Below are 25,000 nucleotides of genomic sequence, written 5' to 3'. Positions count from 1 at the left end.
AGCAGTGACGCGCGCCCTGGGCCCTACAAGCGTCGCGCTCCCGTGGGCGTCATAACAAAGGATGAGTAGTAATGGTTCGCTGCAAACCACCGGTCAAATCCCCCGCGCTGCGCCCTGATGGCGAGCTGCCGATCCTGCGGCTCAAGCCCCTGGCCCAGGCCATCGCCCTGCTGATGGTGGCGGGCAGTGCCCATGGCGCCACGGCCTTCAGTTCCGGCTGGTTCGCCGACAAGGGCGCGTCCCAGGCCGCCACCGCCGCGCGCACCAACGGCCAGGTTCCGGGGATCCCGCCGCTGTCCCAGCAGACCCGCGCCAACCAGCAGTTGCAGCGCTCCCTGAGCAACCTCAATTCCAGCGTTGCCGCCATCGCCGCCCAGCAAGCGGCCCAGGCTGCCGCACGCCAGGCCGCATTCGGCACGGTGAGCACCATTCCCGATGGCCTCGGCGAAGGCGGGCTGAAGGTCGACAACAGCCTGACCCAGGGCTGGCTCAATGCCAAAGGGCCGGTGCAGAGCCAGTCCGGCGGCAAGACCACGGTGACCATCGAGCAGACCGCCGACAAGGCCATTCTCAACTGGGAGACCTTCAACGTCGGGCGCAACACCACCGTCGATTTCCAGCAGCAGTCCAACTGGGCGCTGTTGAACAAGGTCAACGACCCCAATGGACGGCCCAGCGAAATCCAGGGCCAGATCAAGGGCGCCGGTACGGTGATGATCATGAACCGCAACGGGGTGATCTTCAGCGGCACCAGCCAGGTCAATGTGCGCAACCTGGTGGCGGCCGCGGCCACCATCAGCGACGAGCAGTTCACCCAGCGCGGGCTCTATGTGGACGCCAACGGCACCCAGCCGACCTTCAGCGATGCCCTGGGCAAGGTCCAGGTGCAGCGCGGCGCGCTGATCCAGACCCACCCGGCGGCCACCTCCACCGAATCCGGCGGCTATGCCTTGCTGCTGGGCTCGGAAGTGGAGAACGCCGGCACCATCGTCACTGCCAAGGGCCAGACCACCCTGGCGGCCGGCGACAGCTTCTACATCCGCCGCGGGGTCGGCACCAGCGGCAACCAGCACTCCACCACCCGGGGCAATGAAGTTGCCACTTCGCTGAAGGCCGGCAGCAGCGCCGGCAAGGTCAGCAACAGCGGCCTGATCATGGCCTCCACGGGCGACATCACCCTCACCGGGCACCAGGTGGCGCAGAACGGCGTGGCCCTGGCCAGCACTTCGGTGGACACCCGCGGCACCATCCATTTGCTCAACTCCGCCAGCGACAGCACCGGCAGCGTGACCCTGGGGCAGGGCAGCACCACCGCAATCCTTCTGGACAGCAGTGGCAGCAGCGCTCTGGACAGCCAGCGCAACAACGGCCTGATCAACCTCGACGGCACCCCGACCAACCTGATCACCGGCCAGTTCAACAACCTCAGCAGCGTGGCCGACCGCAGCGACCAGTCCCGGGTGGAGATCGTCAGCGGCGGCACCGTGGATTTCCAGGACGGCTCCATCACCCTGGCCACCGGTGGCCAGGTGGCGGTCAGTGCCGGGCAGCGCAGCCTGGTGCGCGATGGCGCGGTGATCGATGTGGCCGGAGCTGTCGGGGTCAAGGTGGCGATGGAGTCCAACACCATCAAGATCAACGTCCAGGGCAACGAGCAGCGCGATTCGGCGGGCAACCGCGACAGCGGCCAGTTGATCAACAACGACGTCTGGGTCGACCTGCGCGAGCTGGTGTTCGTCCCGGCGGGCACCAACGGCTACGCCACCGATCGCTGGTACACCGCCGGCGGCCTGCTGGAAGTGGGCGGCTACCTGGGCACCCAGGGTCACAACATCGGCGAGTGGATGGCCCAGGGCGGTACCCTGACCTTCACCGGCAAGGACGTGGTGACCCAGTCCGGCGCCCAGTTGAACCTCTCCGGCGGCACCGTCGATGTGCAGGGCGGCTACATCCAGCAGACCTGGCTCAAGGGCGCCGACGGGCGCTTGTACGAGCTCTCCAGGGCGCCGGGGGACCTGCTCTACACCGGCATCTACAAGGGCTATGTGGACAGCAGCCCGCGCTGGGGCCGCACCGATTACTACTACAACCCGCTGATCGCCCAGCAGCGCCGCTACGAGGCCGGCTACAGCGTCGGCCGCGACGCCGGCAAGCTGGTGATCGGCACCAGCAACGCCGTGCTCGAAGGCCAGCTGGTGAGCGAAGTGTTCAAGGGCGACCGCCAGACCCAGGCGCCGAACATCAACCTCGACGGCTACCAGCAATCGCACAAGGCCGTGGCCCAGCGCGCGCAACTGATCATTGGCAACTACACGCCGATCTACAACAAGACCAGCGGCACCCTGCGCTACGCCCTGAGCCCCAGCGTGGACAAGGTGCTGATCGAGGCCAACCAGCAGAAGATCGCCGACGGCCTGGACCTCGCCACAGCCCTGCCGGCCAACCGCCAGGGCCAGCTGGTGCTGGACAGCGACCAGCTCAACGGCTTCCAGCTGGGGGCGATCAAGGTCGGCGCCAGGCAGCAGGTCCAGGTCAACGGCGCGCTGAAGGTGGCCGATGGCGGCGACATCACCCTGTTCGGGCCAGAGGTCAAGATCAACGCCAACCTCACCGCCCACGGTGGCAGCATCAACGCCGGCAACGTGCTGAACCAGGTGGATGTGAACCGCAACTTCGTGGTCGGCGATGTGATCCTCGCGCCCACCGGCGGCGCCCAGGCCCGGGTCGATGTAGCCAGCGGGGTCAAGCTGGATGCCAGCGGGCGCTGGAACAACCTGGCCCTGGACCCCTCGGACAGCAGCGGCCTGGCCTTTATCAACGGGGGCAAGGTGTCGCTGCGCAGCAGCGGCGACCTCAACCTGGCCAACGGCACCCTGGTGGATGCCAGCTCCGGCGCCAGCATTGCCTATGACGGCAAGACCAGCGGTGGCAAGGGCGGCGACGTGACCCTGGCCGCCGACGGCAAGCTCGACCTCGATGGCGAGCTGCGCGGGTATGGGGTCAACGGCGGCGGCACCCTGGCCCTGCAGGCGCACAAGGTGCTGATTGGCGCCCATGATCCGGCCCCCGAGGCCGGCACCCTGCAATTGGCCGGGGATTTCTTCAACAAGGGCTTCGGTGCCTACGACATCACCGGCAACGAAGGGCTGACCGTGGCCGAGGGCGCCCAGGTCGAGGTCAACATGCCGGTCTACCGCTTCGGGGCCCAGGCTGGCAGCAGCGCCACTGGCAGCGATCCGGCCAGCGTTCTGCAGCCATGGCTGCCGGAGCTGTACCAGCAGGATGCAACCAGGGGCGTGCTGACCCAGCGCCGTGGCGCCGGCCTGACCCTGAGCGCCGGCAACCAGTACTCCACGGCCGCCCAGTTGGCCACCACGGCGCTGAGCGTGGGGCAGGGCGCGGTGATCAGTGTCGACCCGGGGCAGGCCATCAACCTGCGCAGCGTTGGCCAGTTGACCCTGAACGGCACGCTCAATGCCTGGGGCGGCAGCGTCAGTCTGGGCGGCCTGACGGTGGCCAGTTCCGAGGCCGCCAATGCCGCCGGTCACGGGCGCTCGATCTGGGTCGGCGAGCAGGCGGTGATTGATGTGGCGGCGCGGGCGGTGAGCGCCGTGGACAACCGTGGCCGCCGTTACGGCCAGGTGCGCAATGGCGGCAAGATCGCCATCGGCGGCGAGATCGACCTGGCCACCGGTATCGCCAAGGCCAGCGACCTGTTTGTGGTGGTGCGCGAGGGGGCGCGTCTCGACGCTTCCGGCGCCCAGGCGGCCCTGGACATTCCCGGCCAGGGCCGGGTGCAGGTGGCCAGCAACGGTGGCAGCATCAGCTTCGCGTCCAACAACGGCCTGTACCTGGATGGCAGCTTCGTCGCCCGGGCCGGAGGCGCTGGCGCTGCAGGGGGCACCTTGTCGCTGGCCCTGGAAAGCCCGTACTACATCAAGAACGCGGTCAGTGACCGGGTGCTCAAGGCCCGGGAACTGGTGCTCAGCCAGACCCACCAGGGCAGTGCGCTGCCCGCTAGCGCCGACGCCGCAGCCGCCAGCCTGGAGTATGGCCACGGCCGCCTCGGGGTGGATCAGGTCACCGCCGGCGGCTTCGACAACCTGGCACTGCTGAGCAACGGCCTGTTGAGCTTCGATGGCGATGTGTCGCTGAACATGGGCCAGAGCCTGCGCCTGTACAGCGGTGCCCTGAACCTCAGCGAAAGCGCCGCGGCCAATAGCCGGGTCGACCTGTCGGCACCCTACCTGCTGCTGGCGGGCATCCTCGCGCCGCTGGAAGCCAAGGACCAGTACGTGCGTCCGGTCTCCACCGGCACGCCGTCGCAACAGGCCACCCAGGCGCAGTTCAATGCCAGCGGCAACCTGATCGATGTGCGTGGCAACGTGGTGTTCGGCAGCAAGGGCACGTTGCGCCAGGCCGACAACAGCCTGCTGAGCGTCGAGCGCCGCGGGTTCGACCATGTGCAACTGACCAGCCAGGGCGACCTGCGCTTTCTCGCCGGGGCCGGGGCCGATGTGATCGCCAAGGGCATCAGCACCCAGTTGCTGACCCAGGGCGACATGACCCTGCGGGCCGCGCAGTTGTACCCGGGTACCGAGGTCGGGGCCCGGGTGATTGCCGGCTACCTCAACGATATTTCCGGCACCAGCATCAACTTCGACCCCACGCGCACCCTGACCATCGGCCGCACCGGCCAGGGCGAGGCGCCTGTGCCGTACTCGGCCTTCGGCCGCTTGCAGCTGGGCGCGGCCAACATCCAGCAGGGCGGGGTAGTCCGTGCGCCCCTGGGGCTGATCGAGATCGGCAACCTGGGCGCGAGCAAGGTCGAGCTGCTGCCCGGCAGCCTGACTTCGGTCAGCGGCAAGGGCCTGGTACTGCCTTACGGCGGCACCGTCGATGGCCAGGTCTACAAGTACAACGGCAAGACCGTGACCTTCCTCGGCCAGGGCGCCCTGGTGAATGAGAACAGCGACCTGAGCGTCGGGGTGATCCTGGGCGGCAAGTCGGTGCAGGTACAGCCCGATGCGACCGTGGACCTGTCCGGTGGTGGCGAACTGCTGGGCGCCGGGTTCATTTCCGGGCGCGGCGGCTCCACCGATGCGCGCTACAGCCCGCTAGTGCAGATCGGCGCCAACGGCAGCTTCATCCTCCCGGGCCTGGGCAGCAACCCGATCTACGCCATAGTGCCCGGCGTGCAGCCGGGCTATGCGCCGGTGGCACCGGAGGGCGGCGCGGTGGACCCGCTGATCGGCCAGCAGATCACCATCGGCGCCGGGGTTCCGGGGCTGGCGGCGGGCACCTACACCCTGATGCCGTCCACCTATGCGCTGATGCCGGGGGCCTTTCGCGTGGAGATCAACGGCCTGGCCGGGCTCGGCACCGAAGGCGCGACCCAGCCGTTGCGCAATGGCTCCTGGTCCACCGCCGGGCGCCTATCGATCGCCCATACCGGGATCAGCAACAGCGTCGCCAGCCAGTTGATCCTGACCTCGGCCGACACCCTGCGCCGCTATTCCCAGTACAACGAAACCGGCTATGCCCAGTTCGCCCTGGCCGATGCCGCCAAGCTCGGGGTGCCACGGCCGATGCTGCCGGTGGACGCCAAGACCCTGAAGCTGGCCCTGGAGCCGGGGGCCGGTGCGGATGCCTTCTCGTTCAAGGGCATTGGCCGTTTCGATGCCGCTGCGGGGGGCTATGGCGGCACCGTCGCGGTGTTGAACATGGGCAGTGGCAACATCGAAGTGGTGGCGGCCGGCAAGTCGGCCACCCAGGGTTTCAACGGCGTTACCCTGGATGCCGACAGCCTCAACGCCATGGGCGCAGCGCGCCTGATGCTGGGCGGCCTGACGCTGGTCAAGTACGGCCAGGGCGGCAACTACATCACCGTGGCCGAAGGCGTGAACACGCCCAAGGGCTCGATCACCTTGCGCGAGGGCGCCACCCTGGCCGCGCCGGAAGTGTTCCTGGTGAGCAACACCGGCGAGATCGTCCTGGAGCAGGGCGCCTCGATCAATACCCTGGGCCGAGGCAAGGCCAGCTATGACGCCCGTGACGGTTTCACCTACCAGGTGGCCAATATGCTGGCGGTGTCCAACGGCTTGCTCAACGTGATCAGCAAGGCCCAGGCCGGCGGACAGACCAGCGGCGGCATCCGGCTCGGGGTATGCGCCAGCGCGCCGTGCAGCGGGCAGACCGCACTGTATTCCGATGGCAGCCTCGTTGCCTTGACCGACAACGCCTTCGAGCTGGGTGACCAGGTGCGCTACGGCACCCGCCACCTGAACCTGGGCCTGAACAACATCAACGTCGGCAGCCCGGAGGCGCTGGCGGCAGCGGCGGCGGGCAATCGCCTGCCCAGCGGCATGACCCTGACCCAGCAACTGCTCGACCGTCTGCTGCGCGGCGATACCCAGTTCGGCGCCCCGGCCCTGGAGACCTTGCAGCTCTCGGCCCGGGACGGCTTCAACTTCTACGGCAGCGCCAGCCTGGACACCTACGACCCGGCGACCGGCAAGTCGCTGCTGAGCAACCTGATGCTCTCCACCCCGGCGATCTACGGTGCCGGGGGCGCCAATGATGTGGCCAGCATCCACACCGCCAACCTGATCTGGCAGGGTTCCGAGACCCCGGCAGGCGCAGTGGTGGCCGGCGGTGCCGGAACCGGCAGCGGCCGCCTGCAAATCAATGCCGAACGCATCGAGTTCGGCTACGGGGCCTTTGCCCAGCCCAGCACCACCAAGAGTTTCGACCGCCTGGCCCTGGGTTTTGCCAACGTCGACCTCAATGCCAGCCAGCGCATTACCGCCAACCACAAGGGCAGCCTGTCGGTCTATCAGAGCCAGGGCGCCTTCGATCCGCTCCAGGGGTTTGCCTACAGCGGCGGCAACCTGAATATCCTCACCCCACTGATGACCGGCGAGGCCGGCTCGGTGAACCGCATCACCGCTGGCGGCGCCATGGATATCGGCGCCTCGGCCGGCCCTCGTGGCCAGGCCAATGGCCAGGGCGCGGAACTGTCTCTGCAGGGCGACAGCATCCGCCTGGCCAGTGCCGTGGTGCTGCCCAGCGGCAAGGTGACCCTGGGGGCCCGGGGTGATGTCAGCCTGACCGATGCGGCGCTGATCGATGTGGCCGGCCGCACCATCGGCTTCAATGACCTGAGCAAATACGGCGCCGGCGGCGAAGTGCTGCTGCAGAGCGCTACCGGCAATGTGCTGCAGGCCACGGGCTCGACCATCGACCTTTCGGCCACCCATAACCAGGCCGGCAAGCTGCGGGCGGTGGCGCTGGACAGTGCGGCCGGCCGGGTAGACCTGGCGGGCAAGGTCCTTGGCGGCAGCAGCGGCTACTACGATGCCGGCGGCACCCTGGTGCCGTTCCTCGGCGCCACGGTGGAAATCCAGGCCCAGCACCTGGGCAGCAGCGGCACCCTGGACGAGCAGTTCGCCGCCCTCAACCAGCGCCTGAACCAGGGCCAGGTCTTTGGCGCACGCAGCTTCCAGCTCAAGCAGGGCGACCTGACCATCGGCGACGGGGTCAGGGCCAGCACCGTCAACGTCTCGGTGGACAACGGCAGCCTGCGGGTTACCGGGCGAGTGGACGCCAGCGGCGAACGGGTCGGCAGTATCAACCTGGCGGCCGGCAAGGGCCTGACCCTGGACGGCAGCGCGGTGCTCGATGCCCACGGCAGCAAGCTGCGGGTGGACAGCTACGGCAAGATCATCGACTCACCGAACCGCGCCAGCGTGGTGCTCAGCTCGGGCCAGGGCCGCCTGACCCTGGCCGACGGTGCGCGCATCGACCTGCGCCACGGCACCGACGTGGCAGTGGGCAGCGCGGCGGGGCAGAACGACGGTCGTAGCCGCGGCACCCTGGAGCTGAACGCGCCGCGCCTCGTCCAGGCGGACCAGAGCAGCAACGACATCGACATCGATGCCCGCGGCCCGCTGGATATCCAGGGCGCGCGCTCGATTGCGGTCAACGGTATGCTCCGCTACGACGATGCTCCGGAAAAAACCGACGCCACCGCCAGCGGCCGCCCTTACCAGGAAATCACCCAGGCCTACCTGGATGCCAAGCATGCCCAGAGCACGGCCTTTATCAACGCGGCCCTGCAAAACAGCGACCTGCTGCAGAACAAGCTGGCCGGCCTGAACAACGCCGGCTATGCCGACGCCTTCCATCTGCGGCCCGGGGTCGAGATCGTCAGCAAGAGCGCAGACGGCGACCTGGTGGTGCAGGGCGACCTGGACCTGTCGGGCTATCGCTATGCCAGCCTCAACCCCCACAGCCAGAAGACCTCGGTCTACGGTTCCGGCGAGGTCGGCAGCCTGACGCTGCGCGCCGGGGGCGACCTGAATGTCTATGGCAGCATCAACGACGGCTTCGCGCCGCCGCCTGCCACCGTGGACGACAAGGGCTGGGTGCTGCTGCCGGGCGTGGACTTCACCGGTGGCACTATCATCGTGCCGGGCAACGGCGTGACCCTGGCCGACGGCACCGCCTTCCCGGCGGGCAGCACCCTCAACTACGACCTGCCGATCAAGGGGCTGACCGTGGCCGCGGGCACGCGCCTGCCGGTCACGGCGACTCTGGACCAGACCCTGGTACTGCCGGCGGGTACGGTACTGGCGGCGGCGATTCGCGATGCCTCGGGCAACCTGCTGTTCGCCGCCGGCACCCTGCTCGGCGAGCCCCGGACCCTGGTCGCCGGCACCCGTCTGGAGGCCGGGACGCTGTTGACCCAGGGCACCCAGCTGCGGTCCATGACCTGGCCCAAGGGCGTGCCGCTGCCGCAAGTACACCTGGCCAATGTGAACAACAACATCGTCATGCTCGACGGCAGCAAGGCCCTGCCCAAGGGCGGGCTGATCCCGGCCGGCACCAACGTCAAGCTGCCGAGCGGCGTCGACTCGGTGCAGTTGCGGCCCGAAGACGTCGGGCGCCAGGGCAAGCTCTGGGCCATTGCGCCGATGCTTGCCGAAGGCTCGCAATCCTGGTCCCTGCGCCTGGTGGCCGGGGCCGATACCAGCGCAGCCGACAGCCGCATCGTGCAGGCCAACCCACGCAGCGGTGACTTGCATCTGGCGGACAGCCATTACGGGATGTTCGCCAAGGAACTGCCCAGCCAGGTGGTGCGGACCTGGACCCAGGTGGCGGTGGATGACCTGGCCGGCGTAGGGATAGTGGTCAAGGCCGGCGATCCGATCGACGAACAACTGCTGGTGGATCTGGGGCAGACCTCGATCGAGCAGTTCTGTGCCGACAGCCCGGCCTATTGCGCGATCAAGGCCAGCTACGCCTGGACCCAGCTGGCGGTGGACGAGCTGGCGGGCGCCGGGGTGGTGGTCAAGGCCGGCGATCCGATCGATGAGCAACTCCTGCTGGACCTGGGGCAGTCGTCCGTCGCGGCCTTCTGTGAAGAGTCGCCCGCCTTCTGCATGGCCCTGGACAGCAAGACCTATGGCGCAACGCCGTCCAGCAGCCGCTTCAGCGTGATCCGCACCGGCACCGGCGACCTTGAACTGCTCAGCGCCGGCAACCTGAGCATGGACTCGCTGTACGGGGTCTACACCGCCGGTACTTCCTCCACGGCGACGACGGCCGGCGATCCCTACAACCAGCCACGGGCCCTGGGAACGGGAGCCACGGTGCTCAATGACCCGGGCAGTTACTTCGAGCAGTTCGTCAATGGCAGCGGCACCAGCCTGTACCGCGCCTGGTACCCGGAGGCGGGGGGCAACCTGCGGGTCAGTGCCGGTGGCGACCTGACCGGCAATATCAGCAGTACCGCCAACGACAGCCGTGCCTGGCCCAACCCCAAGGACAACGGCCAGGACTCGGCCGAAGTGGGCAACTGGCTGTGGCGCCAGGGCAGCGGCGATGTCGCCACCGGCGGTTCGGCGCAACCCGGTGCCTGGTGGATCAACTTCGGCACCTATGCGGCCAACGGCAGCGCCGACCGGATGCTGGGCTTTACCGGGTTCGGCACCCTGGGCGGCGGCAACCTGGAGCTGAATGTCGGCGGTGACGCGGGCATCCTCCAGCGCCTGACGGACAGCGCCGGCGCCTCCACCGTGGCGCCCCGCAGCCAGGGGCTGGTGCTGGCCGTGGGCAGTACCGGCCGGGTCGCCAGCGATGGCAGCCTGCAACTGACCGGCGGTGGCGACCTGCGGGTGAACATTGCGGGCGCCTTGAACCCGGCCAGCAACCTGGTCATCGAGCATCGCAACGGGGTCGTGGTCAACCTGCGTGGCAGCAGCCATTTGCAGAGTGCCTCCCTGGGCAGCATCGACCTGCACTATGGCGGCACCGCCGTTGACCACAACCCCAGCGAAGCCCGGGCCTTCGACCCGTTGCGCGCCACCCGTGGCCTGGCCCAGGGCGGCCTGACCCTGGTGCCCGGCGATGCCACCTTCAACCTGCAGAGCCGCGGCGACCTGGTGGTGCAGAACGTCGAGGACCCGGGCCGGGTCCGCCAGTTCAACACCGCGCTCTTCAGCCGTGGCAGCCAGCAAGGCAGCGGCCGGAGCTGGTTCACCCTGTGGACCGAGCGTACCGCCATCGACCTGATGTCCCTGGGCGGCAACCTGACCCCGCTCACCAGCCCTGGCAGCACCGATCTGGCGGTGGTCTATCCGTCGATCCTCAGGGCCGTGGCAGCCAGCGGCAGCCTTTACTATGGCAAGGCCGCCAGCGCGCAAGTCGGCGACCTCAACTACCGGGTGCCGCTGTTCCTGGCGCCGGGCGCCGCAGGGCAGTTGCAGTTCCTGGCCCAGGACTCGATCTACGCGGGCGGTTTCACCGTCAGCCAGTCGGGCGCCGCGGCCGCTTCGGTGGCCACGCCCTGGCGTCCGGCATTTGTCGGCAGCATCGAGGGTGAGGTGGTGGCCAGCAACCTGTCGGTCAACGGCAACCCGGTCATCGGCTCGATCCTGCCGTTGTTCGCCTTCGGTTCCGGCAGCGTCTCCGGGCTGGTTGCCGGCCCGGCCGATCCGGCGCGTTTCTATGCGGTGAACGGCGACCTGATGGGGGTCAACAGCGGCCGGATCATCACCTTCGGCCAGGCGGCCTCACAGTTGCACTCGGGGCAGACCTGGTACGAGGGCAGCCGCCCGGTGTGGATGATGGCCGGGCGCGATATCGTCAGCAGTGGCCGGACCTTCGGCGTCGAGGACCCGGTCAATGGCTCGACCTCCCAGGGCAACCTGTTCGTGCACAACAACCCCAGCGACATCTCCGTCGTCAGCGCCGGGCGCGACATCCTCTACAGCAACTTCAACGTCGCCGGCCCCGGCACCCTGGAACTGACCGCGGGGCGCAACATCCTCATGGAGGACAAGGTCAGCGTCACCAGCATCGGCGCCGTGGCGCCGGGGGACCGCCGGCCCGGGGCGAGCATCGTGATGCAGGCCGGGTTCGGCCCCAACGGCCCGGGCTACCGGCGTTTCGTCGAGGCTTACCTGGACCCGGCCAACCTCGCCCAGCCGGGCGAAAGCCTGTCGGGCGCTAGGGTGGCCAAGACCTACGAGGGCGAACTGCTGGACTGGCTGGCCGAGCGCTTCGGCTTTGTCGGCGACAGCGCCCAGGCCCGGGCCTATTACGCGGCCCTGCCCGCGGAACAACAGCGGGTGTTTGCCCGGAATGTGTATTTTGCCGAGCTCAAGGCCGCCGGCCGCGAGTACACCGAGGAAGGCGGCATGCGCCAGGGCAGCTATGCCCGTGGCCGTGCGGCGATTGCCGGGCTGTTCCCGAGCACCGACGTGGCGGGCAACCCGATCACCTACCAGGGCGATATCACCTTGTTCGGCGGTGCCGGGGTGCACACCGACTTTGGCGGCAACATCCAGATGCTGACCCCCGGCGGCAACCAGACCTTCGGCATCGAAGGCACGGCGCCACCGGCCTCGGCGGGGATCATCACCCAGGGCGCGGGGGACATCCAGCTGTACTCCCTGGGCAGCATCCTGCTGGGCCAGAGCCGGATCATGACCACCTTCGGCGGCTCGATCATGGGCTGGTCGGCGGCGGGCGACATCAACGCCGGCCGCGGTTCCAAGACCACCGTGGTCTATACACCGCCCAAGCGGGTCTACGACAACTGGGGCAACGTCAGCCTGTCGCCGTCGGTGCCCAGCACCGGGGCGGGGATCGCCACTCTCAACCCGATACCCGAAGTGGCGGCCGGCGACATCGACCTGATCGCGCCCCTGGGCACCATCGATGCCGGCGAGGCGGGGATCCGGGTCTCGGGCAACGTCAACATCGCCGCTCTGCGGGTGGTCAACGCGGCGAACATCCAGACCCAGGGCAAGTCCAGCGGGGTGCCGGTCACGGCGGCGGTCAACACCGGCGCCATGACCTCGGCCAGCGCCGCCGGCTCCGCCGCGTCCCAGGCCGCGGAAGATGCGGCCCGCAACCAGCAGGCGGCGGCCAAGCAGGGCCGGGCGTCCATCGTCACCGTGGAAGTGCTGGGCTTTGGTAGCGAACCGGTGCAACGCCCCCGTGAAGACGCCAGCCGCGCCCCGGGCTACAACCCCGACAGCCCGGTGCAGGTGCTGGGCGCCGGGCCCTTGAGCGACCAGGCCCGGGCGCGTTTGACCGACGAGGAGCGCGGGCAACTGACGCTGTAGGTTCTCTCGTGGTAGCAAGGCTTGGGGGGCGATCGTCGATCGCCCCCTTTTTTTTCGGGAGCAGGGGAGGTGCTATTCCAGGAAGGAATGCAATGAATAAAAACAATGAATTTTAATTATCAAGCCGCAGGGCCTAGCCTGTCCCGATCCTTTGAATGGAGCCCTGCCATGACCTCATCCTCGGTAAACCCGGCTGAAAAATTCGACCGCTCGCGAGCCGACGAATACGCCCGCCAGAGCCGTATCGCCCTGGCGGGCTATGACGCCTGCCATGACCTTGCCGCCTGCATGTTGGCGGCCAGCCTGGGCGAGGGGCGTGCGGCCCACATCCTGGCCGTGGGGGCTGGTGGCACGGCCCAGGAGATTATCGCCATGGCTTCCCTGGAACCGGGCTGGCGCTTTACCGCTGTAGACCCCTCGGCACCGATGCTGGAGACAGCGCGCCAGCAGTTGCAGGCGCAGGGTTTGATGGAGAGGACCGAAGTGCGTCTGGCCACGGTGGACGAACTGGCGGCGGACGACCCCTTCGACGGGGCCACGCTGATCGGCGTGCTGCACCATCTGCCCGGTGATGAAGCCAAGCGGCAATTGCTGCGGGCCATCGCCCGGCGCCTCAAACCCGGCGCGCCGCTGATCGTCGCCGGCAATCACTACGCCTACGCCAGCCAGCCCCTGCTGCTGGCGGCCTGGGGGCAACGCTGGCGCCAGCAGGGCGCGACGGCGGATGAGGTACACGCCAAGCTGGGGAAAATCCTTCAGGGCGCCGACCCGCCCCATTCCGAGGCGGCGGTGCAACGGTTGCTCGAAGAGGGCGGTTTCAGCGCGGGAACACGTTTCTTCAGCAGCCTGTTCTGGGGCGCCTGGTTGAGCCGCAAGCGTTGCTGAGGGGCCGCTCGAACAGCGTAGCTCGGAGCCTGGCACGCCTTCAGGCCGGCAAGCTCCACAAGGTCATCACTCATGGAGTGTCGCCGCATGCCGGGTCAGCCCGCGAGGCTGGTATCGCCTTTGAGCATCTGCTGTACATGAGCAATGTGCCGCCACTGGCGGCCTCGCCCCCCTGTCGGGCAGCCCAGGCGCAGATTGCCGCGCGCCTGGGCATCAATGATCACGCGCCGGTCCTGCTCCTGGCCTGTTCCAGGTTAGCCGCGCCCACCCAGTAGAACAGCCCGCCGGCGACTATGAACGCTCCCAGCATGTAGAAGATCCAGTGCGCCGGGTGGCTGGCCAGGAGCATGCCGCAGAGTATCGGGCCCAGTGCGCCGCCGAGGTTGGAGAGGTTCTGCGCGCCGTAATACAGGCCTCGCAGGTGTTCGGGGGCGATCAGGTCGATGAACATGTACTCGGCGGGAAACACGATGATTTCCCCCAGGGTGAACACCACCATCGACAGCACCCACAGCGCCAGGCTGGTGGCCAGGCCGAAGCCGCTGACCCCCAGCAGGAACAGGCCCAGCCCCAGTGCCAGCCAGCGGCTCAGGTGGCGCTGGGTAATCCTGCGGCCGATGGCGTATTGCAGGGCGATCACCAGCAGCGCATTGGTCGCCACCAGGGTGCTGATGATGCGGTAGGTGGCCTCGGCCGAGGTGGTGACCACCAGGTACTGCGACAGGTACGCCGAGAACTGGCCAAAGACCACGGCGCTGAGCAGGCCGCCCAGGGTGAAGCACACCAGGCGGTAATCCCGTAGCAGCTGTTTGCCCAGGGCCGCGAAGGATAGCGGCGCTGGTGTCGGGCCGGCGGCGCTCAGCTGTCTGTCGCCCCAGCGCATATGGATCGCCAGGAACCCGGCGCCCAGGGCGGCGGAGATCAGGAACGGCAGGCTGATGTCCAGGCGCGCCAGCCCGGCGCCGAGGAACGGGCCCACGGCGTAGCCGATATTGGTCAGGGTGTATTTGATCGAGAAGGCTTCGCTGCGCTGTTCCACCGACAGGCGCTGGGCAAAGCCGGCCTTGATCGCGATGTCGATCACCGCATAGGCCAGGTTGACCAGCACCAGGCACAGGTAGAACAGCCACAGCTGGCGGGCACTGAAGGCGCCGATGAAACCCAGGGTGAACAGCGCGCAGCAGGCCAGGATCAGCCGGTAGCTGGGCGTGCGGTCCACCAGGAAACCACCGTAGAGGCTCAGCAGCGAGCCGAGGATCATGCTGCTGCCGATCACCAGCCCGATGTCGCTCACTTGCAGGCCGAAAGCACTGCTCAGGTAGATCACCAGGTAGGGCAGGGTGATTGCCCGGGCCAGGGTCAGCACCAGGGTGCCGGCCAGCAGCAGGTTGATTGCTTTCGGGTAGCTTTTCAGGGTGCGCAGCATCCGTGCCTCATCGGTCTGTAACGGCGTTTTTGAGAATGGCAGCCAGCTTACTGGGGAATCTGGTTCTGTTTTATGATGTTTTTTACCCAGTGAATGGAATCAGATTCATGAATAAGAGGCGCCGATGTTTTCTTCCGAACGCTTGAAGGGGATCGATGTATTTGTCTGCGTGGCCGACTGCGGCAGCTTCAAGGCCGCCGCCGAACGGCTCAACCTTACGGCTTCCGCCGTCAGCAAGGCCATCGCCCGGCTGGAAGGGCGCCTGCAGGCGCGGCTGTTCCAGCGCACCACCCGCAGCCTGGCGCTGACCGACGCGGGCACGGCCTTCTACCGCACCTGCAGCGGGGTGCTGGCAGACCTGGAAGAGGCCGAGCTGGCGCTGAACGCGGAAAACTCCGAGCTGCGGGGGCGGGTGCGCATCGACCTGCCCGGGACCTTCGGCCGCTCCCAGGTGCTGGGCGCCGTCCTGCGCTTTGCCCGGGAGCATCCGGGCTTGCAGCCGCACATCACCTTTTCCGATCCCGGTGTCGAGCCGCTTGAAGCCGGTGCGGACATCGCCGTGCGCCTTGGCGGCTCGGGACAGTGGCCGGCGGCGCTGGGGCACCGCTGCCTGGGCCGCGAATGGCACCTGTTCTGCGCCTCGCCCGACTACCTGCGCAGCCATGGCGTGCCGCTGACCGACCAGGACCTTGAGCGCCATCAGTGCATTGCCTATGGCTGGGTGGATGGCCGGGTCAGCCCCTGGAACTTCGCGAGCGGCCGCCCGGGCGAGAGTGAGCGCCGGGTGATGTCCGCCAGTTGCGTGGTGGGCGATGGCGAGGGGCTGTTGATGGCGGTGCAGCAAGGCTACGGCATTGCGCAACTGCCTTCCTGGCTGGTCAAGCGCCAGTTGGAGGACGGAAGCCTGGTGGAGGTGCTGCCGCAATGGGCCAGCGAAGGGCAGGCGATCCATCTGCTGTGGCTGAAAAGCCGGCAGGGGTTGCCCAAGGTCAGTGCATTGCTGGAGATGCTGGAACGGAATCTGCGGGGATAACGATGAGAAAAAATGGCAGGGGCGGCTGGATTCGAACCAACGCATGGCAGGATCAAAACCTGCTGCCTTACCGCTTGGCGACGCCCCTGTAGCTGTTGCGACGTTACTTGCCTGAACTGCCGGCCCGGGGAGGGCCGCTGCAAGAACGGGCGCAAATTTATCAACTTATCGGCGGGCTGGGAAGCCCCCTGGTGAAAAAAATGAGTTTGAAAACAGCTGCTTAGTCTTTTTCAGGGCGATTTTATCCGTCCCGGGGTTCAAGGGACCAGGTAGCCGGGCTGTGAATCCTTCAGCGGCCGGGCCATGTCCAGTGCGCGGCGGATGGCCCGCAACTCCGCCCCTTCAAGGGCGCGCCGGCCAAATTGATAGTCGTCGCCCCCCGGGCCCAGGTGCACCGAAAGCAGCCCGAACAGCTCCTCGCCCACTGCTTCGATGAACATTTCCATATAGCTTTCGTAACGGCCGTAGGCGCACAGGTAGATCAGCCCCTGGACCTCGGCGCGCTCGCACTCGTGAATGTCATCCCAGGTCAGGCAACTGCCCTGTTCGCCACTGATCAGCGGCAGGTGCCAGGCGTTCGGTACGAGCGGTTGGGCGCGCAGGGCCGCCGGTAGCGGCTGGCAGGACAGCACCTGGAAGCGGTACCTGAGCCTGCCATGGTGGTTGGCATGCCGTGGCGCGGGCGGCTCGGCGGCCGGGCCGGTGATCCGCACGTGCAGCAGGTGGCTCAGGGCGATTTCCGAGGGTTGCTCGTTCCAGCCATTGAGGTCCGCCAGCGGCGGGCACCAGATCAGTTGCAGGGTTTCACCGAGCACGATGCCGTCCTGGCGTTGGAAGAAGGCTGAGCTCTGCTCGCCCACCACTGGCAGCAGGTCGCGCAGCTGCAAGGTCGGCGCGCCGTAGTCGATGCCCAGGTCGGTGGACCAGAACAGGGGGGTGCAGGTTCTCAGGGTTGCCGGCATGGACGCGAGCCTGTGATGGGGAAGGGGAGGATTCTTCGGTAACTGGCGCCGGATGTCACCTCTGTCTGACTCAATCGGCTACATCCGCTGGCTCAATGTGACCGTGACAGCCCGCTGCCGCGCACTAGTATAGGGAGCCTTGGGCAAGACCTATAAGAACAGCAGAAGGACACACACGCATGCGACGCTGGAACGGCTGGGGGGATGCATCCACGGTGGTCGAATTGCCGGCCCAGGGCGCGGGGTTTCTCGCCGAGCGCCTGGGGCCGGGACGCAGGTTGCCGGAGGCGACCCTGGAGCAGGCCCTGGCCCGGGTGCCGGCATCGCGCCTGCAAGCCCATGACTTGTACAGCATCAGTGCCGAGGACCGGCTGCTGCACGCCCGCGGCCAGAGCCTGGCGGACTGGCTGGCGCTGCGCGAGGGCGAGCTGGGGGCCTACCCGGACGCCGTGGCGTTCCCGGAAACCGCCGAACAGATCCGCCAGCTGCTGGCCCTGGCCGAGGACCGCGACCTGTGCCTGATTCCCTACGGCGGGGGCACTTCGGTGGCCGGGCACATCAACCCCGGCTGGTCCCAGCGGCCGGTGCTGACGGTGTCCCTGGCGCGCATGAGCCGCCTGCTGGACCTGGACGAAGACAGCCTGCTGGCGACCTTCGGTCCCGGGGCCAGCGGCCCTCAGGTGGAAAGCCAGCTGCGGGCCCGGGGCTACACCCTGGGGCACTTTCCCCAGTCCTGGGAACTGTCGACCCTGGGCGGCTGGGTCGCCAGCCGCTCCAGCGGCCAGCAGTCGTTGCGCTACGGGCGCATCGAGCAGCTGTTCGCCGGCGGCACCCTGGAAACCTTTGCCGGGCCGATGCCCATCGCCACCTTTCCGGCGTCCGCCGCCGGGCCGGACCTGCGCGAGGTGGTGCTGGGCAGCGAAGGGCGCTTCGGGATCATTTCCGAGGTCAAGGTGCGGGTCAGCCGCCTGCCCGATGACGAACGTTTCTACGGGGTGTTCCTGCCCGACTGGCAGCAGGCCCTGCAAGCGGTGCGCGCCCTGGCCCAGGCCCGGGTGCCGCTGTCGATGCTGCGCCTGTCCAATGCCCTGGAGACCGAAACCCAGCTGGCCCTGGCCGGCCACCCGACGCAGATCGCCTGGCTGGAAAAGTACCTGGCCTTGCGCGGCGCCGGGGCGGGCAAGTGCCTGTTGACCTTCGGCGTGACCGGCAACCGCCGGCAGAATGCCCTGTCCCTGCGCCAGGCGCGCCAGCACCTGAAGGCTTTCGGCGGGGTGTTCACCGGCACCCTGCTGGGCAAGAAATGGGCGCAGAACCGCTTTCGCTTTCCCTACCTGCGCGAAAGCCTGTGGAACGCCGGCTACCTGGTGGACACCCTGGAGACCGCCACCGACTGGAGCAATGTCGACCGCCTGCTGCAACGCATCGAGCAGAGCCTGCGTGACGGCCTGGCCGCCGAGGGCGAGCAGGTGCATGTGTTCACCCACCTGTCCCATGTCTATGGCGAAGGGTCGAGCATCTACACCACCTACGTGTTCCGCCCGGATGCCCAGTACCCGGCGACCCTGGCCCGCTGGCAGGCACTCAAGCACGCTGCCAGCCAGACCATCGTCAACCACCGCGGCACCATCAGCCACCAGCACGGCGTGGGCAAGGACCATGCGCCGTACCTGCTGCGGGAGAAGGGCCCGCTGGCCATCGATGCGCTGCAGGCCCTGAGCCGCCACTTCGACCCGGCCGGGCGCCTCAACCCCGGCACCCTTTTGGAGCCCCGTGAACCATGAGCCAGGACTGGAATGCCCAGTGGCGCCAACAGGCGCTGCCCGGGCTGGCGGCGCAAGCCTGGGACCTGATCGTGATCGGCGGCGGCATCAGCGGCGCCGGCATCCTGCGCGAAGCGGCGCGGCGCGGCTGGCGTTGCCTGCTGCTGGAACAGCGAGACTTTGCCTGGGGCACCTCCAGCCGCTCCTCGAAGATGGTCCATGGCGGCTTGCGCTATATCGCCAAGGGCCAGTGGCGCCTGACCCGGGATTCGGTGCGCGAGCGCCAGCGCCTGTTGCAGGAGGCCCCGGGGCTGGTGGAGCCCATGAGCTTCCTGATGCCCCATTACCGCGGCAAGTTTCCCGGGCCCCGGGTGTTCGGCGGCCTGCTGGGTGTGTATGACGCCCTGGCCGGGCGGCGCAACCATCGCTTCCACGATGCCCGGCAGCTGGCTTTCCTGGCCCCCGGGGTCAAGGAGCCGGGGCTGTTGGGGGGGACCAGTTTTCTCGACGCCCTGACCGACGATGCGCGGCTGGTGATGCGGGTGCTGGCCGAGGCCCGGGCCGATGGCGCCCAAGTGTTCAACGGCGTTCGGGTCACCCGCCTTTTGCGCGAGAACGGGCGGGTCTGCGGGGTGCAGATCGAGGACAGCGAAGGCGGGCAGCCGCAGCAGGTGCGCTGCGCGGCCCTGGCGGTCGCTACCGGCGCCTGGGCCGAGCGCCTGCGCCCGGCGGACCGCGTGCGCCAACTGCGGCCCTTGCGCGGCAGCCATCTGCTGCTGCCGGGCTGGCGCTTGCCGGTGGCCCAGGCCTTCAGCTTCATGCATGCCGAGGATGGCCGGCCGGTGTTCGTCTTCCCCTGGGAGGGCGCCACCGTGGTCGGCACCACCGACCTGGATCACCGTGATGACCTGGACCAGAGCGCCAGCATCAGCCAGGAAGAGCTTGAGTACCTGCTGGCCGCCTGTGCCCAGCAGTTTCCCCAGGCCCTGATCACTGCCGGCGACGTGCTGTCGACCTGGGCCGGGGTGCGCCCGGTGGTGGCCAGCAGCGACGGCCAGCAGGGCAAGCCTTCCAATGAAACCCGCGAGCATGTGCTGTGGCAGGAACCCGGCTGCGTGACCCTGGCCGGCGGCAAGCTCACCACCTTCCGCCCCCAGGCCATCGAAGTGCTGCAGGCCTGTGGGGCGATGCTCGGGCGTGAAGTGGTGGACGACGGCGCCCCGGTCTTCACGCCTGTGGCGCCCCTGGAGATCCCCGGCCTGAGCGGCGCCCAAGTGCGGCGCCTGGCTGGCCGCCACGGCCGCCATCTGCCGCGGCTGGCGCAGTGGGTGGCGACCCTGGGCGGCGATTGCGTCGGCGCCAGCGACACCCTGTGGGCCGAGCTGGCGTTTGCCGCCGAGGCGGAAATGGTCCTGCACCTGGACGACCTGCTGCTGCGCCGCACCCGCATCGGCCTGCTGCTGGCCGAGGGCGCCGCCCAGTACCTGCCGGCCATCCGCCGCCTGTGCCAGCCACAGCTGGGCTGGGACGACGAGCGCTGGCAGGCCGAGGAACAGCGCTACCGGGCCCTGTGGCAACGCCATCACAGCCTGCCGCCACTCGCCTAACGATGCTCAACCAAGAGAGCCCCATGGATAACCACAACAACAATAAGCAGGACTACCTGCTGGCCATCGACAACGGCACCCAGAGCGTTCGTGCGCTGCTGTTCGACCTCAAAGGCAACCTGCTGGGCAAGGGCAAGGTGGAGCTTGAAGCCTATTTTTCCAGCCGGCCCGGCTGGGCCGAACAGCACCCGGACTACTACTGGGCCAAGCTCGGCGAAGCCTGCCAACTGCTCTGGCAGCAGACCGGCATCGACCGTTCGCAGATCCGCGGCGTGTCCCTGACCACCCAGCGCGGGACCCTGATCAACGTCGATGCCCAGGGCCGCGCGCTGCGCCCGGCGATCCTCTGGCTCGACCAGCGCCAGGCCGAGGTCGAAGGCAAGATCAAGGGGCCCTGGGGCTGGTTGTTCAAGTTGATCGGCGCCGAGGCCACGGTGGATTATTTTCGCGCCCAGGCCGAGGCCAACTGGGTGGCTCAGGAGCAGCCCGAGGTGTGGGCCGCCACCGACAAGTTCCTGTTGCTCTCGGGCTTTCTCACCCATCGCCTGACCGGCAATTTCGTCGACTCGGTGGGCTGCTGCGTGGCCTACCTGCCGTTCGACTACAAACGCCTGCGCTGGGCCGCCCCCAGTGACTGGAAGTGGCAGGCCCTGGCGGTGCGCCAGGAGCAGTTGCCGACCCTGCTCAAGCCCGGGGAAACCCTGGGCCGGATCACCGCCGAGGCCAGCCACCACACGGGCATTCCCGAGGGCCTGCCGCTGATTGCCGCGGGTGCCGACAAGGCCTGCGAAGTGCTGGGCTCGGGCGTCCAGGACTCGACCACCGCCTGCCTGTCCTACGGCACCACGGCCACCATCACCACCACCCGTTCGCGCTACCTGGAGGTAGTGCCTTTGATACCGCCGTACCCGGCGGCGGTGCCGGACCACTACAACTGCGAGGTGATGATCTTTCGCGGCTACTGGATGGTCAGCTGGTTCAAGCAGCAGTTCGGCCTGCGCGAAGTGCAGCAGGCGGCGGAGCAGGGGCTGGAGCCGGAGCAGCTGTTCGACGCCCTGGTCCAGGCGGTGCCGCCCGGGTCCATGGGCCTGACCCTGCAACCCTACTGGTCGCCGGGCATCCGCGAGCCGGGCATGGAAGCCAAGGGGGCGATGATCGGCTTTGGCGACGTGCACACCCGGGCGCACATCTACCGTGCCATTCTCGAAGGCCTGGCTTATGCCCTGCGCCAGGGCATGGAGCGCATCGAAAAGCGCTCCAGGCTGAAGATCAGCCGCCTGCGGGTGGCCGGCGGCGGCTCCCAGAGCGACGCGGCCATGCAACTGACGGCGGACATCTTCGGCCTGCCGGTGGAGCGGCCCCATGTCTATGAAGCCTCGGGTCTGGGTGCGGTGATCGCCTGCGCGGTGGGCCTGGGGCTGTACCCGGACTTCGCCACGGCCATCAGCGCCATGACCCGGGTTGGCGCAGTGTTCGAGCCCCAGCCCCAGGCGCAGCAGATGTACCAGCGGCTGTACAGCGAGGTCTACCTGCGCATGTACCGCCAGCTCAAGCCGCTGTACCAGAGCATTCGCGAGATTACCGGCTACCCTGCTTAGCGAAAGCGCCGGCCAGCGGCCGGCAGGGGGGCGAACCTCTGCGAGGTAAAAAGTTCTTCCAGGCGCCAGGGCTGATCTATCGTGATCAAGGGGCAGGGCCCCTTCGACCCCCACGCCTGCGAGACGAGCATGAACCGCCAGGAAGCGCTGAACATCCTGTGGAAGCGACTGTTCCTCATCTTTGTGCTGCTATTGGCGGCATCCCTGGTGTCGGTGGCCATGGCCGATGGCTACACCATTCCCTCGGTGGTGTTCATTGCCGGCAACATCGGCGGCTATGTCGGTTTTCACCGCCAGCTTTCCAGCCTCAGCGAGGAGGAAATCATCGGCCTGTGCAGTTCCTGGTTCAGCCTGGTGCTGCCGTCATTCATCGGCGGCATCCTCGCGGGGCTGCTGTATATCCTGTTCATTTCCGGGGTGGTGCAAGGGGAGCTGTTTCCAAAGATCGTCGCCGATGAAACCTGTCGCTACAGCGAGAACAGCTTCTATGTGATCTTCTGCCAGCACGCCGGTGGCTATGCCGCCTACGCCAAGCTATTGTTCTGGTCCTTTGTCGCGGGGTTCAACCAGAACTACGTGGTGGACCTGATCGACAACATCAAGGGCAGCCAGAAGACGGAGAATCAGCCATGAGTGAACAGAGCAAAGGGCCGGCGTCGTACTTCCCCTCCATTGAAAGGCACTACGGCCAGCCCATCGGGCACTGGCTGGAGCTGCTGGCAACGGTCGACGGCAAAAAGCATATGGAGCTGGTGGCCTGGCTCAAGACCGAACACGGCATGGGCCATGGCCACGCCAATGCCCTGGTGGCGCACTTCCTGGCGGCCAGCAAGGGCCGCTAGTCCCCCGGTGCGCCATTCTTCGCCAGTGAAAGCCTGACTGCCGACATCCGCTTTCCTGGCGAAAAAAGCCAAATTCCCCTGTGTTCTCTTCGTTCTTTCCTACGTCGCACCTTGCATTGCCCTCTTTCTGCCTGTCGGAGTTTTCTCGATGTCTTCGCCAAAATCCTTGCCCACGGCCCTGTTGGGCCTGGCCCTGGCCTGCCCGGCATTTGCCGAAACCCGTGCCGTGGAGCTGGCTCCGGCGCAGGTCCTGGGCCAGGAACAGGGCGGTGAGGGGCAGCCGGCGCAGGAGGCCGCGGCGCGGCTGGCCCAGGTGCCCGGCGGCACCAATGTGGTGGACATGCGCCGCCCGCTGCAGGGCCGGGTGGCCAGCAACCAGGATGTGCTGGCCTACCAGCCCGGGGTCTATGCCCAGTCGGCGGGCAACGAAGGGGTGAAGATCTCGATCCGCGGCTCGGGCATCAACCGCGCGCCGGGTGCCCATGCCTCGGGGCTGTATACGATGCTCGACGGCCTGCCCCTGACCGGCCCTGGCGGCACCCCCTATGAGTTGCTGGAGCCCCTGTGGGTCGACCACGTGGAAGTGCTGCGCGGCGCCAACGGGTTCGACCGTGGCGCCCTGGCCCTGGGCGGGGCCATCGACTACGTCAGCCATACCGGCTATGACGCACCGCTGTTGCAGGTGCGCTACGCCACTGGCAGCCACGGTTATCAGCAGCGTCAGGTCAGTTCCGGGCAAGTGCTGGGGGATTTCGATTATTACGTGTCATTGACCGACTCCAATGCCGACGGCTACCAGGATCACACCCGCAGCCAGAGCAAGGGGCTGATCGGCAACTTCGGCTACCGCTTCAACCCGAACCTGGAAACCCGCTTCTACCTGCGCTACCGCGAGACCGACAACGATCTGGCCGGGCGCGTGACCAAGCGCTCCATCGAACACGACCCGCGGGCGGCCAACCCGGCCTACGTCAGCCGCGACGACCGGCGCAAGCAGCCGGGCAGTACCTTTGTCGGTAACAAGACCACCTATTACCTGGACGACGATTCGAGTATCCAGGCCGGGCTGGTGTACCACGACTACCCCATGGACCTGCGCGAAGGCCCCAACCGTCTGAAGGTGGCCTACAGCGACGTCAGCGGCACCCTGGACTACAAGCGCCGCGACAGCCTCTGGGGCCTGGAAAGCCGCAGCACCCTGGGCCTGCGGGTGACCAAGCACCTGCCCAATGACGGTGCCAGCGAGTTCGTGCGCATTCCTGGCAGCAATACCAAGACCTACGCGCCGGGCACGCGGATCCGCAACTTCACTTACCAGGGCTCGGACACCGTCCTGCACGTTGGCAATGACCTGGAGATCGCCGACGACCTGTGGCTGACCACCGGGCTGGCGGCCATCTACACCCGCCGCGAAAGCGCGGTGACCTACCCCGAGGGCGGCGGCAAGACCAGCCTTGGCGACTGGGACTACGCGCCGCGCCTGGGCCTGCGCTACCAGCTGAACCCGGATCTGCAACTGTTCGCCAACCTCAGCCGCTCGGTGGAAGCGCCACACCCCTGGTCGCTGATCTACAGCGCCAATCAGCGTTTTCCGGCCGGCAGCGGCGTCGCCACCGGCGCCCAGCGCGACCCGGTCAAGCTGCGCAATCAGACCGCTACCACCCTGGAACTGGGCGGGCGTGGCGACAGCAGCCTGGGCCAGTGGAGCCTGGCCTGGTACTACGCCCAGGTGCGCCACGAACTGCTTTCGGTGCTGCCGGATGCCAACGCCATCACGCCTTACGAACTCAACGCCAGCCCCACCGTGCACCAGGGCGTGGAGGCCAGCCTGCAGAGCGAGCTGTGGTCGCGCCCGGGCGTCGGCCGCCTGAGCCTGCGCCAGGCCTATACCTTCAGTGATTTCCACTACCGCGACGATCAGCGTTTCGCCGACAACCGCCTGCCGGGCCTGCCCATGCACTACTACCAGGGCGAGCTGCGCTACGACTGGCCCCTGGGCTTCTTCGCCGCGGTCAATACCCAGCTGGTGTCCAAGGTGGCGGTGGATTACGCCAACAGCTACTACGCCGATCCCTATGCGCTGTTCGGCGCCACCCTGGGCTACAACGCGCCGAAGAACGACTGGCAGACCTGGGTCGATGTGCGCAACCTGACCGACAAGCGCTACGCCGCTACCGTGACCCCGGGCTATGACGACAAGGGGCTGGACGCGGCGCGTTCAACGCCGGGGGAGGGGCTGGGGGTGTACC

12 protein-coding genes and 1 tRNA gene are annotated in these 25,000 nt (G+C 67.6%); 9 read left to right on the top strand and 4 right to left on the bottom strand.

The features are described 5' to 3' along the window. Positions 1 to 71 precede the first annotated feature (71 nt). Positions 72 to 12,635 (top strand): filamentous haemagglutinin family protein, encoded by a 12,564-nt coding sequence (locus ACUXVH_RS28370; protein ID WP_445496484.1) that lies wholly within the window; start codon positions 72 to 74, stop codon positions 12,633 to 12,635. A 168-nt stretch (positions 12,636 to 12,803) separates the two neighbouring features. Further along, positions 12,804 to 13,520 carry a class I SAM-dependent methyltransferase gene (locus ACUXVH_RS28365; RefSeq protein WP_065363922.1) on the top strand — a complete coding sequence of 239 codons (717 nt, stop codon included), beginning with the start codon at positions 12,804 to 12,806 and terminating at the stop codon, positions 13,518 to 13,520. A gap of 95 nt (positions 13,521 to 13,615) precedes the next feature. Here the strand turns inward: ACUXVH_RS28365 and ACUXVH_RS28360 are convergent, their stop codons facing one another. Beyond that, the gene (locus ACUXVH_RS28360) at positions 13,616 to 13,744 is read right to left on the bottom strand and encodes a hypothetical protein (RefSeq protein WP_255313423.1); all 129 of its coding nucleotides are present in this window, start codon (positions 13,742 to 13,744) and stop codon (positions 13,616 to 13,618) included. Then, complete coding sequence (locus tag ACUXVH_RS28355; protein ID WP_065363923.1) at positions 13,741 to 14,946, bottom strand: MFS transporter; 1,206 nt, start codon at positions 14,944 to 14,946, stop codon at positions 13,741 to 13,743. Before ACUXVH_RS28355 ends, ACUXVH_RS28360 begins: the two co-directional genes overlap by 4 nt. Before the next feature lie 124 nt (positions 14,947 to 15,070). On the opposite strand from ACUXVH_RS28355, the gene ACUXVH_RS28350 reads away from it, so the two are divergent. After that, positions 15,071 to 15,979: a LysR family transcriptional regulator gene (locus ACUXVH_RS28350; protein WP_011061057.1), complete on the top strand. Its 909-nt coding sequence runs from the start codon at positions 15,071 to 15,073 to the stop codon at positions 15,977 to 15,979. Positions 15,980 to 15,992: 13 nt separating this feature from the next. On the opposite strand, the gene ACUXVH_RS28345 is transcribed toward ACUXVH_RS28350, so the two are convergent. Next, positions 15,993 to 16,067 (bottom strand) — tRNA-Gln (locus ACUXVH_RS28345). A gap of 169 nt (positions 16,068 to 16,236) precedes the next feature. Further along, positions 16,237 to 16,941, bottom strand: a complete 705-nt coding sequence (locus tag ACUXVH_RS28340) for a hypothetical protein (RefSeq protein WP_065363924.1) — start codon at positions 16,939 to 16,941, stop codon at positions 16,237 to 16,239. A 179-nt stretch (positions 16,942 to 17,120) separates the two neighbouring features. On the opposite strand from ACUXVH_RS28340, the gene ACUXVH_RS28335 reads away from it, so the two are divergent. From ACUXVH_RS28335 to ACUXVH_RS28310, 6 genes are all read left to right on the top strand, one after another. Next, positions 17,121 to 18,725, top strand: coding sequence for an FAD-binding oxidoreductase (locus ACUXVH_RS28335; RefSeq protein ID WP_065363925.1), 1,605 nt, complete (start codon positions 17,121 to 17,123; stop codon positions 18,723 to 18,725). After that, complete coding sequence (locus ACUXVH_RS28330) at positions 18,722 to 20,311, top strand: glycerol-3-phosphate dehydrogenase/oxidase (RefSeq protein ID WP_065363926.1); 1,590 nt, start codon at positions 18,722 to 18,724, stop codon at positions 20,309 to 20,311. Before ACUXVH_RS28335 ends, ACUXVH_RS28330 begins: the two co-directional genes overlap by 4 nt. Positions 20,312 to 20,334: 23 nt before the next feature. Continuing rightward, positions 20,335 to 21,909 (top strand): FGGY-family carbohydrate kinase, encoded by a 1,575-nt coding sequence (locus ACUXVH_RS28325; RefSeq protein ID WP_065363927.1) that lies wholly within the window; start codon positions 20,335 to 20,337, stop codon positions 21,907 to 21,909. Positions 21,910 to 22,038: 129 nt separating this feature from the next. Continuing rightward, entirely contained in the window at positions 22,039 to 22,542 is a 504-nt protein-coding gene (locus tag ACUXVH_RS28320; RefSeq protein ID WP_011061062.1) for a hypothetical protein, read from the top strand. Next, positions 22,539 to 22,751 carry a DUF4287 domain-containing protein gene (locus ACUXVH_RS28315; RefSeq protein ID WP_053151294.1) on the top strand — a complete coding sequence of 71 codons (213 nt, stop codon included), beginning with the start codon at positions 22,539 to 22,541 and terminating at the stop codon, positions 22,749 to 22,751. The genes ACUXVH_RS28320 and ACUXVH_RS28315 overlap by 4 nt, the downstream gene beginning before the upstream one ends. A 148-nt stretch (positions 22,752 to 22,899) precedes the next feature. After that, the coding region (locus tag ACUXVH_RS28310) for a TonB-dependent receptor family protein (protein WP_445496479.1) at positions 22,900 to 25,000 on the top strand (2,101 nt) is incomplete at its 3' end.

The sequence above is a fragment of the Pseudomonas sp. 8(2025) genome (assembly GCF_052665325.1).
Note: the sequence above shows the minus strand (reverse complement) of the source record. Positions and strands in the feature narration are given on the sequence as shown.